Origin of the sequence: Endozoicomonas sp. 8E (assembly GCF_032883915.1) — a bacterium.
Taxonomy (GTDB): Bacteria; Pseudomonadota; Gammaproteobacteria; order Pseudomonadales; family Endozoicomonadaceae; genus Endozoicomonas_A.
Window position 1 is genome coordinate 4,347,314 of sequence record NZ_CP120717.1, and the last position, 12,640, is coordinate 4,359,953.

Consider the following 12,640-nt stretch of genomic DNA (forward strand, 5'->3'; position numbering starts at 1 on the left):
GTATATTGTTGCTCAGCCTTATCTCATCTCTCAAACAATGTGGCATCAACATTCTCATGCAAGGCCAGAATTTATTTCATGCTGAGCCGGGATCTCCCGCTCAATCGGACAATCAGCGTCCTCTGACTGTGACAGAGCTGAACAGCCAAACCCGGAGAATGCTGGAAACGCGCTTCGCGAATGTCAGGGTTGAAGGCGAACTTTCCGGCCTTGCCCGACCCGGATCAGGACATTGGTACTTCACCCTTAAAGATGCCAATGCCCAGATTCGCTGTGCAATGTTCAAAAACCGGAATCGCAGCATTCGTTTTGTTCCGGCTGAAGGCATGCAACTGATTGTCAGGGGTCGGGTGAGCCTTTATGAGGGCCGGGGCGACTACCAGCTGATTGTCGATCACATGGAAGAAGGCGGTGCCGGTGCCCTTCAACGTGCTTTTGAGGAGCTTAAGCTGAAGCTGGCCAACGAAGGTCTGTTCAATGCAGAGCGGAAAAGGCCTCTGCCTGCCCTGCCCTCCCATATTGGTGTCGTGACCTCTCCAACAGGCGCAGCTATCCGCGACATCCTGGCGGTATTAAAAAGACGCTTCCCCTCCATACCCATCACAGTCATTCCCAGTGCAGTTCAAGGTAAACAAGCCGCCGACGAGCTGGTCAGAGGCATTGAAATGGCCAATCGCAGTGGGTTGTTTGACGTTCTGATTGTCGGTCGTGGGGGTGGTTCACTGGAAGACCTCTGGCCCTTCAATGAGGAAAGAGTCGCCAGAGCCATAGCGGCTTCTGAAATCCCCGTGGTCAGTGCCGTGGGCCATGAAATTGATTTTACCATTGCTGATTTTGTCGCTGATTACCGGGCACCGACGCCATCGGCGGCGGCTGAAGTACTGAGTCCGGACCAACAGGATATTCTCAATAAGCTCGGTCTGCTGAATCGAAAGCTACAGGCTCTGATGAAGCATCGCCTGCAGACCCTGTCCCAGCGGCTTGATAACACCAGTCTGCGCCTGCGTCATCCGGGGGAACGCCTGAAAGAGCTCAACCAGCGGCTGAAAGATCTGGACATTCGTCTGCAACAATCCATGACCATAGCCCTTCAGGGCCAGGCTGCAAAGTATCAAAGGCTCAACGACAGGCTTTTACAGTCTTCACCTTCAAGGCGCATCGAGCGGCTGCAAGGAGAGTTGAATCTTCTGAAAAGCCAACTTGATTCATCTCTACAGGTACTTTTAAAACAGAAAGAAAATCGCTTAAAACAACTGACAGGCATGCTGGATGCTGTCAGCCCTCTGGCAACCCTGTCTCGAGGCTACAGTATTGTCGCCAGAGGCGATGAATTTATTCGGGATGCCGGACAACTGACTGAAGGTGAACAGGTAACAGCTCGATTCAGCCAGGGTTCAGCAGACTGTCAGGTGATTGAGATTCACAAATCGTAGTTGTCAGCGTTTTGCAACACCTTCTTGATGAAAAAGATAAAGAAACACTCTTGTTTTCTTAATCTATCCTTCTTCTCTGTAAACCAGAGGACAAGGATAGAATTATTAAACACTCACTTTTTGCGGCACTGCTGTTACTGTCGTTTTCTGTCGTCTGCCAGACTAAACCGTTGGCAAGACGTTTTGTTATCGAGGTTGAACAGAATGCAGATTTTCCTGACCAGAACTTTTCTATAAAGCTTAACCGATCAACATGGTCAGGCAACCCATCAGACATTGTCGACACAAACAGCAATGTAGAACCAGACTCATCACCTGATGACAAACGACACAAACCTGACAGTCAGGAAGTGCAGACGACTCTTATAGAGTCGATTTCGTGGCGATGGCTTTACGCGATGAATCTGCTGGTTGCTTATGAGCTCATTCTGACCACCAGAGACGCCTCTCTGAGCTCAAACTCTTATTCATCCTTAACTGCAGAAGCAGTTATCACTGTCGGTTGGCTTTTAAAAAGCTATTGGAACGCCAATTCACCACTGTTTAACCCGATTGAGCAACAAGAAGCGAGTCAAATTCACCGACTTGCTATCACCGCTGTGATGCCAGGCTCTGAACAAGGCCAACCTTCTTACCAACCACCAGAATCATCGGGCCAGCGTGCCCCAGAAGCAAGCACTCACAACACGGGCTATCATTTCACCAGTCTCCTGTTTTATGACTCTGTTGACGGTGACGAGGATCCTGAACAACACCCGCATACTTTGGGCTTAAATTGTTATATCCATCCCTGTAATGGTGTTTGTCGATTCCGACAATCTCCCGACTCATCCGATAGCATAGAGCCAGATTGTGAAGAAAGTTCGACATACGACACTGAAGAAACATCCGGAGAAAGTTCATGCTCCCATGTGGCTAATAGACACTGCTATCGTTGCAGCCCTGTAGACGGGGTCGCCTCAGACGGGGTCGCAGACTCAACAGGTGCAGGGGCCGCCAGTACAATTGACACTAGCAGGCAAGCAACCTGCAACGTGATCTTAGTCGGCGAGGATGGCCAACTGCGGCAATGCCGGAAAGTCTACAAGAATAAAAAAACACTTTTGTCTCACAAAAACAAATACCATAGCGGACAAAAAACCTGTTACGTCACAATAGTCAGGGAGGATGGGCAACCATGGCCTTGTGGAATGGTCTGCCAGAATATTGTAGCCCTCAAATATCACAAGAGAAGTGTCCACACCAGGCAACAAACCTGTAACGAAACCATAGTTGGGCAAGATAGCCAGCAGCGACCATGCGGAAAAACTTACAATAGTCTTCAAGCTCTGTCGAATCACAAAAGCTTATACCATAGCGGGCAAAAAACCTGTGGCGCAGTAGTCGGAAAGGATGGCCAACCAAGGCCGTGCGGAATGGTCTTCCAGAATCTTCGTGCCCTGTCGAGTCACAAAAGAAGATACCATACCGGGCAAAAAACCTGTGTCGTGATGGTGATCGGGAAGAATGACCAGCCGCAGCCATGCGGAGCAGTCTGCAACAATGCTAAAGCCCTGTCAGCTCACAAAACCGATCACCATAGCAGGCAACGAGCCTGTGACGTAACCGTGATCGGGGAAGATGGCCAGCCTCGCCGATGCGGGACGCTCTGCACAAGTTCTAAAGCCCTGACGAATCACAAAAGAACCTTCCACACCGGACAACAAACCTGTGACGCAACCGTAGTTGGGAAAGATGGCCAGAAGCGACAATGCGGGGCAGTCTGCAAGAACGCTCAAACTCTGTCTAATCACAAAAGCAGAATGCACAGCGGGAAACGAACCTGCAGAGTGATCATGGCCGCAGAGGATGGCCAGCAGCAGGCATGCGGGAAGGTCTTCAAGAGTTATCAGGACCTGAGGGATCACATGAGAAAAGATCACACCGGGCAAAAAACCTGTAAGGAAACTGTAATTGGGAAGAATGGGCAGCAGCGGCCGTGCGGGGCAGTGTGTAAGAACGCTATAGGCCTGTCGAGTCACAAAAGCACATACCATACCGGACCAAAAACTTGCGACTTAACACTGATCGGAGTGGATGGCCGACCATGGCTATGCGGAAAGCTCTTCAATAATTCCAATGCGCTATCGACCCACAAAAGAAAAGACCACAGCGAACCACAGACCTGCGATGTGACAGTGGTCGGAGAGGATGGTCTGCAGAGACCGTGTGGGACTGTCTGCAAGAGTGCTTTTGACCTGTCGATTCATAAAAAAAGACATCGAAAACGCAAGCTTGTTGATGCAAACCGGAACAATGACCTCAATCCCTGAAATGACACCCTCTTCGCTAAGAAAACACAAAAACACTCTTATTTTCTTAATCTATCCTTCCCCTCTTTAAACTGGGAGGCTGACCGGGAATAGGGCTCGTCCAGGCGACCCCGTCCAGGCGACCCCTTAGCGAGGACGGCAGAAAATTGAGGATAAAAGTTCGGTTTTGTGAGGAGAATAGCGAGCTATTTGACGAACAAAAGCGGATTTTTAGACCAATTTCCTTTTGTTCATCAATAGTTGGCAGGGGGCTAGATGCGGTTTAAACGGTTAGCTATCGGCATCTAAACCTTTAATTTTTCGTAGATCGCCAGCCAGAAAACTGGCTGGCACGAAGGGTCAGAGCAAAATCCCCAACATACGACGCAGAGGCTCGGCGGCACCCCACAACAGCTGATCACCTACCGTAAAGGCAGACAGATACTCAGGCCCCATATTCAATTTGCGAATACGACCAACAGGAATGTCCAGACTGCCGGTCACCGCTGCCGGTGTCAGCTTTTCCATGGTCACCTCACGATCATTGGGAATCAGAGAAACCCAGTTGTTGGCACTGGCAACAAGGCTTTCGATATCAGCCATTGGTACATTTTTGTTCAGCTTGATGGTCAACGCCTGACTATGGCAACGCATAGCACCGACACGAACACAAACACCATCAACCGGCACCAGAGCCTGACCGTCCAGACCGAGAATCTTGTTGGTCTCTGCCTGAGCTTTCCACTCTTCACGGCTTTGCCCATTCTCCAGTTGACGATCAATGTAGGGAATCAGACTGCCTGCCAGAGGCACCCCGAACTCACTTTGTGGTAAATCCGAGCTGCGCAGCAGATCAGATGTCTTACGATCAATATCAAGAATGGCACTGGCTGGATCGTCCAGCTCCCGGGCAACGTTATCGCGAATCACACCCATCTGAGCGATCAGTTCACGCATATTACGGGCACCGGCGCCACTGGCAGCCTGATAAGTCATGGCACTGACCCAGTCCACCAGCCCTTCACGGAATAGTCCGCCAATGGCCATCAGCATCAGACTGACAGTACAGTTACCACCGATAAAATTCTTGACACCGGCATCAATGGCCCGATCGATAACAGGACGATTGACCGGATCCAGAACAATAACACTGTCGTCCTTCATTCTCAGAGCAGAAGCGGCATCAATCCAGTAACCCTGCCAACCACTGTCACGCAGGGGATGAATAACCTTATTGGTGTAATCGCCACCCTGACAGGAAATAATGATATCCATAGCGGCCAGCGCTTCAATCGAGTGAGCGTCCTGAAGCACTGCAACAGGTCTGCCTGCGTCTTGACCCATGAGTGGACCAGGCTGACCGTGCTGGGAAGTGGTAAAGAAGACCGGATCAATATTCGCAAAGTCGTTTTCTTCACGCATACGATCCATCAAAACCGAGCCGACCATTCCCCGCCAGCCAACAAAACCGACCTTTTTCATAACTACCCTCCCTAAATGATCAACTCTTCAAACAAGCCACTACGGCATCACCCATTTCAGAAGTGCTTACCTGCGTGCAACCTTCTGATGCAATATCACCGGTACGCAGTCCCTGATCCAGAACATCACTGACGGCTTTTTCAATCGCATCTGCCGCTGCAATTTCCCCCAGGGAATAACGAAGCAGCATTGCCAAAGAAAGAATCTGGGCCAGCGGGTTCGCTTTACCCTGACCGGCAATGTCCGGGGCAGAACCGTGCACAGGTTCATACATCCCCTGGTTGACTTCGTTCAGGGAAGCCGATGGCAACATACCAATGGAACCGGTCAACATGGCTGCACAGTCACTCAGAATGTCGCCAAACATGTTGCCGGTGACCATCACATCAAACTGCTTGGGTTCACGCACCAGCTGCATTGCCGCATTATCAACATACATATGGCTCAGTTCCACATCGGAGTAGTCAGAGCCCATATCTGACACTATTTCACGCCAGAGAGCGGTTACTTCAAGCACATTGGATTTATCAACCGATGTCAGTCGACCACCACGCTTTTGAGCCGCTTCAAAAGCCACTTTGGCAATACGCTTGATTTCAGATTCACGGTAGACATAGGTGTTGTACCCTTCCCGCTCTCCGCTCTCAAGGGTACGAACGCCTCTTGGCTCACCAAAGTAGATACCACCGGTGAGCTCACGGACGATCAGAATATCCAGACCCGCCACCCGTTCATGCTTGAGACTGGATGCTTCTGCCAACTGGGGAAACAGCATTGCTGGTCGCAGATTGGCGAACAGACCCATTTCGGAACGCAACTTCAGCAGTCCACGCTCAGGACGGTTCATCATCGGCTGGTCATCCCACTTGGGACCACCCACAGAACCAAAGAGAATCGCATCGGATTTTTTCGCTTCGGCCAGAGTCTCATCGGTCAGGGGAACACCATGAACATCCAGGGAAGCACCACCCACCAGACCTTCACTGATTTCAATAGCCAACCCAAAGCGGCTTTTAACGACATCCAGAACCTTCAGTGCTTCTGCCACAATCTCAGGACCAATACCGTCACCGGGCAGGCATAAAATCTGTTTACTCACTTCCCTTTACCTCTCATTAAAAACATTGTTTTGTAAGCTCATTTCCATACCAGGCAGGCTTATTATACCAATCGAACTTTCTAGCTCCCTATTGCGCTGAAGATTTGAGCCTTAATCCTGCGTTGGCGATCGTCACCATAACTAAGGCTATGATTCATCACGCCGCCTTGTCTTAAGGCTCAAATCTCCATGCTCATCACGGGAGTTAGAAAGCACGATTGGTATTAAAAACGCATCACCATACCAGAGCCTGGAATCGAGTTATTGGAGTTTTACAACAGCCTCTGGAGTATGGGAGCAAGAGTCGACTTACTTTGTTATTTGTTAAACCGGCAAGATTCAGTGGATAGCATCAAAAAGCCAGGGCTGACTGTTGCGATGGCGTCCTTCAAAGGCTTTTATCGCATCAGCGTCCTGCAATGTCAGACCTATGTCGTCCAGACCATTGAGCAGACAGTGACGTCTGAACTCATCAATCGAAAAGCTGAGTTCACTGCCATCTGGCTTGATCACTTTTTCACGTTCCAGATCGACTTTCAGCTGATAGCCTGCCTGGGCTTCAATTTCACTGAACAGCTCGTCAACAACCTCTTCCGCCAAAGTGATCGGCAGAATGCCATTTTTGAAACAGTTGTTGTAAAAGATATCAGCAAAACTAGGCGCAATGACGCAGCGAAAACCAAAATCATCCAGAGCCCACGGGGCGTGCTCCCGACTGGAGCCACAACCAAAGTTTTGACGGGCGATCAGTACCGATGCACCCTGATAACGATCCTGATTCAGCACAAAGTCAGGATTCACCGGACGCTTTGAACAATCCTGGCCAGGCTGGCCTTCATCGAGGTAGCGCAACTCATCAAACAGATTGGGACCAAAGCCACTGCGCTTGATGGACTTGAGAAACTGCTTGGGAATGATCATGTCGGTATCAACATTGGCACGATCAAGAGGTGCTACCAAACCGGTATGAATAGTAAATGCCTTCATGGTGTCTTAAGCCCCCTGTCCCATCATCTGACGAACATCAACAAAATGGCCGGTTACCGCAGCCGCTGCAGCCATTGCCGGGCTTACCAGATGTGTTCGACCACCAAAACCCTGACGGCCTTCAAAGTTACGGTTAGAAGTGGAAGCGCAATGCTCACCGGCTCCCAGTTTGTCGGCATTCATGGCCAGACACATGGAGCAACCCGGCTCACGCCACTGCAGACCGGCTGCTTCAAAGATTTTGTCCAACCCTTCCTTCTCTGCCTGTTCTTTCACCAGACCCGAGCCCGGAACGACCAGAGCTTCCTTAACGGTGTCGGCTACCTTTCGACCTCTTACGACAGCCGCCGCCTCTCTGAGGTCTTCAATTCTGGAGTTAGTGCAGGAACCAATGAAAACACGATCAACAGGGATATCCGTGATCGGCATGCCTGCTGTCAGCCCCATATATTCCAGGGCTCTTTCATAACCTTCCGCATCTGTCGGGGACGGTACGTTAGCATCCACAGGCAGAACCATTTCTGGAGAAGTACCCCAGGTCACCTGAGGCTTGATGTCTTCACCTTTTAAAACAACGACTTCATCAAAAACTGCATCGGCATCAGAGTGCAGATCGGACCAGGCCTCTACTGCCTTGTTCCAGAGCTCGCCTTTGGGTGCAAAGGGACGACCCTTTACGTAATCGACCGTGGTCTGATCAACCGCGACCATGCCTGCACGGGCGCCTGCTTCAATAGCCATATTGCAGACAGTCATTCGACCTTCCATACTCATGGCACGCAGAACATCACCACCAAACTCGACAGCAAAGCCGGTACCACCAGCGGTTCCGATCTTACCAATAATGGCCAGAACCACGTCTTTCGGCGTAACACCCAAACCCAGCTCTCCATCAACACGCACCAGCATGTTTTTCATTTTCTTGGCAACCAGGCACTGGGTAGCCATGACGTGCTCGACTTCGGAGGTACCAATACCATGGGCCAGAGCGCCGAAAGCACCGTGAGTCGAGGTATGGGAATCACCACAAACTACGGTCATACCTGGCAGAGTTGCGCCTTGTTCAGGACCCACAACATGAACAATCCCCTGACGGGTATCCATCATATCGAACTGGACGATATCGAAATCGTGGCAATTATCATCCAGCGTTTTAACCTGAATTTTCGAGATAGGATCTTCGATACCATCAATGCCGGTCTTGCGCTCATTAACGGTCGTTGGCACATTATGGTCAGGCGTTGCCAGGTTGGCATCAATTCGCCAGGGTTGGCGGCCAGCAAGACGAAGACCTTCAAACGCCTGGGGAGAGGTAACTTCATGAAGTAGCTGACGATCAATGTAGATCAAAGACGAACCATCGTCCCGTTGACGAACAAGGTGGCTGTCCCACAACTTGTCATAGAGCGTCTTACCTGCCATTGGTTGAATCCTCATTACAGCGTTTTCGTTTTATGGGTATCCTAGAACGACAGAACAGATTACTCAAATTCATCTTTTTCATGCTATTAATAACTATAAGTTATCAATCATTGACCCCTTACAAAAAACTGAACCATGGATATACCCAGCCTCACCGCATTTCTGACCGTTGCTGAGTGCAAGTCTTTCTCCCAGGCGGCAGAAAAGCTGCATTTAACCCAACCGGCCGTCAGCAAGCGTATTGCTTCGCTAGAGAGCCAATTAGGTACCCAGTTGTTTGATCGCATGGGTCGACAGATCAATTTGAACGAAGCTGGACGCATCCTTATGCCCAAAGCCAGGCAAATGCTGGACTTGATGAAAGACTCCCGTCAGGAAATCAGTAACCTGAAGACTCAGGTAAAAGGTACTCTGGCGATAGCAACCAGCCATCATATAGGCTTACGCAGGCTCCCTGATATCCTGAGGGAATACTCCCGTCGCTACCCGGATGTCAAGCTCGACATTCGCTTTGTGGATTCGGAAGTGGCTTATGAAATGCTGAGTCGGGGTGAAATTGAATTTGGTATCGTAACACTTTCTCCTGACAACCCGGATCGATTTGAATCCCGCCTGGTCTGGAATGACCCGCTGATTTTCATGGCGGCCAGAGACCACCCCTTATCCAGCCTGAAAAAAGTCACCACTCAGCAGTTAAGTGAATATCAGGCGATTCTGCCAAGCTCAAACACATTCACTCACCGGCTGGTCCGCACTCTGTTCGAAGAAGAAGACTTGTCTCTGCAAACTACCATGTCTTCCAATTACCTTGAAACAATCCGTATGCTCGCCTCCATCGGCCTGGCATGGACCATTTTGCCCGCCTCGATGCTGGACGACGATCTCATTGCATTGAACACACAATGCCATACGCCTTCACGAAAGTTGGGGTATATCATCCACAAAGAGCGAACCCTGTCGAATGCGGCCAATGCGTTTCTGGACCTCCTGAACCAGGAAAGCAGCTGATCATTGTTATTCACCGACTTGTCCCTATAATTCCACTATCGATTTCACTACCTTTCATAGAACTGATGGAGTGTTGTATGTTCAAGGCACTGTTGCTGGAGCAGGAAGGCAAGGCCACTGTATCTTCTGTCCGGGAACTGGACGACAGGCGTTTACCCAAAGGGGAGGTCACGGTAGCCGTCGAATATTCCTCGCTGAACTATAAGGACGGTCTGGCCATCACAGGCAAGGGCAAGATTATCCGCAATTTCCCCATGGTACCGGGCATTGATTTTGCGGGTACAGTCATTGATTCCGACAACCCAGAATTTTCCGAAGGTGACAAAGTAATCCTCACCGGCTGGGGCGTGGGTGAAAACCACTGGGGTGGTATGGCTGAAAAAGCCAGGGTCAATGCCAGTCAGCTGGTAAAAATGCCAAAGGGACTCAACAGCCAGAAAGCCATGATGATTGGCACAGCAGGTCTGACAGCAATGTTGTGCGTAATGGCTCTGGAACACTCAGGTGTGACACCTGAAAAAGGCGAAATTCTGGTCACCGGTGCCAGTGGTGGCGTGGGCAGTGCTTCTGTCGCCCTGCTGGCAAAACTGGATTACGATGTTGTCGCTGTATCAGGCCGTCCAGAAAACTCCGGCATGCTGGTCAACCTGGGAGCCAAACTGATCCTGCCAAGAAGCCGTTTTGAAGAGCCGGCCCGCCCACTGGATAAACAAATGTGGGCAGGTGCAATTGATACGGTTGGCAGCAAGCTGCTCGCCAAGGTTCTCTCAGAAATGAACTACGGCGGTGCCGTTGCAGCCTGTGGGCTGGCGGGAGGTTTTGACCTTCCAACAACGGTGATGCCATTCATCTTGAGGGGTGTAAACCTCCAGGGCGTCGACTCTGTCATGTGTCCAACAGAAAAACGCACTCAGGCATGGGAGCGACTGGTGAAGCTTTTACCGGAAGATTTTTACAACTCGGCCTGCCAGGAAGTGACACTCGAAGAAATTGCTGAATACGCTGAAGCGATCACGGTGGGTCAGGTGACTGGTCGTGTGATCGTAAAAATCTAACCCGGCCATTTTATGAGACGCTTTTTTTAAAGGTATCGAGCTTTTCTCTCTGTTATTTTTCGGCTAACCCGTTCTCTATCCTATTCATGTTGCCGTCCTGTTCATACTTTTTCCATGGATCTGACGGCGACATACTTTCATGACAGAAAATTGAGGATACACTCATTGAAGCCATGTACTGGTATTAACCCTTAATTACTTCGAGCGCTTTAAGTGCAATAGTTCGAGGTTCAACTGACTAAACAAAAACAACCATGAATTTCCGCCCCGTTTTGCTCGTCATAGGCCTGTTTCTGATGATGCTGTCAGTGCTGATGCTACTGCCAGCCCTGCATGATTTAGTCATTGGCGAGGAAGGCGCTTATTCATTTGGCTTGTCGGCCCTGATTACCCTGCTGACAGGCGTACCGCTTTACTACTTTTGTCGTGTACCTGTATTCAATCTGAAGCCAAGGCAAATCTTTCTGCTGACCAACACTTCCTGGTTAACACTGAGTGCCTTCGCAGCCCTGCCTCTTTATATACAACTCGATATCAGCTATACCGACGCATTCTTTGAAACCATGTCCGGGATCACTACCACCGGTTCTACCGTGCTCAGTGGTCTTGACCAGATGAATACCGGGGTTCTTCTCTGGCGCTCTCTGCTTCAATGGCTTGGTGGCATTGGCTTTATTGTTCTGGCTGTGGCAGTACTGCCTTTTCTGAAAGTCGGTGGCATGCGTCTGTTCCAAAGCGAATCTTCCGACTGGTCAGACAAAGCCATGCCCCGCTCAGGCAGCATCGCCAAACGTATTGTTTGTATCTACCTGGGTATGACTATTTTTTGTGCGTATCTCTATTTTCTGGGAGGCATGCACGGTTTTGAAGCCATCAACCATGCCATGACCACTCTTTCCACCGGGGGTTATTCAACTTCCGACAGCTCCATGGGACACTTCCACAATCCCTTCATTCACTGGGTGGCTATCGTGTTTATGATTTTTGGATCGCTCCCCTTTGTCCTTTTTGTCAAATTCCTCAGGGGTGATTCTCAGTCGCTGTTGAGAGATAATCAGGTACAGGCTTTTCTCAAATTACTATTCATACTCTGGGTCTTTTTAACTCTACGACTGTTTATAAACGGTGATTATTCTCTGTTCAAGTCCTTGACTCTGGTTGCCTTTAATACCACCTCTGTTATCACGACGACAGGTTTCGCTCTGACGGACTACGAGTCCTGGGGAGGGTTTGCGGCCGCCCTTTTCCTCTGCCTGACTGTCATTGGTGGCTGCTCAGGCTCCACAGCAGGAGGAATAAAAGTTTTCCGTTTTCAGATTGCTGCTCGTTTGCTGGGTATCCAACTGAAACAACTGGCTCATCCGAGAGCCTGTTTTGTACAAAGCTACAACGGCCATAAAATCAGTAGCGACATATTGAGATCCCTGATTGCTTTCTGCTTCTTTTTCGCACTCCTGACCACCATTCTCACCCTGCTTTTGAGCTTTCTGGGGCTGGATCTTGTCACTAGTCTCAGTGGTGCATTGACAGCAGTTGCCAACGTAGGACCCGGACTTGGAGATATTATCGGACCTGCAGGCAACTTTTCATCACTGCCTGATGCGGCCAAATGGTTCCTGAGCGTTGGAATGCTACTGGGCAGACTGGAAGTTATTACCGTTTTGGTACTCTTCACTCCAACATTCTGGAAGCACTAGAAAACTGATATAAATCAAATAGTATTTATTGTTAATCCTGTAGAATTCTTCGCCGCAAACGAAAGCATTGAAAGCAGGCTGCAGCTTGTTTGATGCTAAATAAAATCAGCCATAAGCAGAAAGTGTCGTTTTTTTAACCGAGAAAACAGTCACTTCTATGAGTATG

General features: G+C 49.7%; 9 protein-coding genes. 5 read left to right on the forward strand and 4 right to left on the reverse strand.

The window, feature by feature from the left end; genetic code table 11:
- The first annotated feature begins 8 nt into the window (after positions 1-8).
- Together xseA and P6910_RS14120 are read left to right on the forward strand one after the other, a co-directional pair.
- Positions 9-1,433, forward strand: coding sequence for an exodeoxyribonuclease VII large subunit (gene xseA, locus P6910_RS14115; RefSeq protein ID WP_317141926.1), 1,425 nt, complete (start codon positions 9-11; stop codon positions 1,431-1,433).
- A gap of 170 nt (positions 1,434-1,603) precedes the next feature.
- Positions 1,604-3,745 carry a C2H2-type zinc finger protein gene (locus P6910_RS14120; protein WP_317141927.1) on the forward strand — a complete coding sequence of 714 codons (2,142 nt, stop codon included), beginning with the start codon at positions 1,604-1,606 and terminating at the stop codon, positions 3,743-3,745.
- Positions 3,746-4,084: 339 nt separating this feature from the next.
- On the opposite strand, the gene asd is transcribed toward P6910_RS14120, so the two are convergent.
- The 4 genes from asd to leuC form a co-directional block, all read right to left on the reverse strand.
- Positions 4,085-5,206 (reverse strand): aspartate-semialdehyde dehydrogenase, encoded by a 1,122-nt coding sequence (gene asd, locus P6910_RS14125; RefSeq protein ID WP_317141928.1) that lies wholly within the window; start codon positions 5,204-5,206, stop codon positions 4,085-4,087.
- Positions 5,207-5,225: 19 nt separating this feature from the next.
- Positions 5,226-6,305, reverse strand: a complete 1,080-nt coding sequence (leuB, locus tag P6910_RS14130; protein WP_317141929.1) for a 3-isopropylmalate dehydrogenase — start codon at positions 6,303-6,305, stop codon at positions 5,226-5,228.
- A 339-nt stretch (positions 6,306-6,644) separates the two neighbouring features.
- Entirely contained in the window at positions 6,645-7,292 is a 648-nt protein-coding gene (gene leuD / locus P6910_RS14135; protein WP_317141930.1) for a 3-isopropylmalate dehydratase small subunit, read from the reverse strand.
- Positions 7,293-7,298: 6 nt separating this feature from the next.
- Entirely contained in the window at positions 7,299-8,714 is a 1,416-nt protein-coding gene (leuC, locus tag P6910_RS14140) for a 3-isopropylmalate dehydratase large subunit (RefSeq protein ID WP_317141931.1), read from the reverse strand.
- 135 nt (positions 8,715-8,849) lie between these two features.
- Here leuC and P6910_RS14145 point away from each other — a divergent pair, with 135 nt between their 5' ends.
- The 3 genes from P6910_RS14145 (at position 8,850) to P6910_RS14155 (ending at position 12,474) form a co-directional block, all read left to right on the forward strand.
- Complete coding sequence (locus P6910_RS14145) at positions 8,850-9,722, forward strand: LysR family transcriptional regulator (protein WP_317141932.1); 873 nt, start codon at positions 8,850-8,852, stop codon at positions 9,720-9,722.
- A 77-nt stretch (positions 9,723-9,799) separates the two neighbouring features.
- Entirely contained in the window at positions 9,800-10,777 is a 978-nt protein-coding gene (locus tag P6910_RS14150; RefSeq protein WP_317141933.1) for an MDR family oxidoreductase, read from the forward strand.
- Positions 10,778-11,091: 314 nt separating this feature from the next.
- A complete protein-coding gene (locus tag P6910_RS14155; RefSeq protein ID WP_317141934.1) occupies positions 11,092-12,474 on the forward strand; it encodes a TrkH family potassium uptake protein in 1,383 nt (460 codons plus the stop codon).
- Positions 12,475-12,640 lie beyond the last annotated feature (166 nt).

Bases quoted from the DNA above. Each gene is read 5' to 3' on its own strand.
- P6910_RS14155 (WP_317141934.1), top strand. From the start codon at position 11,092: ATGCTACTGCCAGCCCTGCATGATTTAGTCATTGGCGAGGAAGGCGCT.
- leuC (WP_317141931.1), bottom strand. From the start codon at position 8,714: ATGGCAGGTAAGACGCTCTATGACAAGTTGTGGGACAGCCACCTTGTT.
- asd (WP_317141928.1), bottom strand. From the start codon at position 5,206: ATGAAAAAGGTCGGTTTTGTTGGCTGGCGGGGAATGGTCGGCTCGGTT.
- P6910_RS14150 (WP_317141933.1), top strand. From the start codon at position 9,800: ATGTTCAAGGCACTGTTGCTGGAGCAGGAAGGCAAGGCCACTGTATCT.
- leuD (WP_317141930.1), bottom strand. From the start codon at position 7,292: ATGAAGGCATTTACTATTCATACCGGTTTGGTAGCACCTCTTGATCGT.
- P6910_RS14145 (WP_317141932.1), top strand. From the start codon at position 8,850: ATGGATATACCCAGCCTCACCGCATTTCTGACCGTTGCTGAGTGCAAG.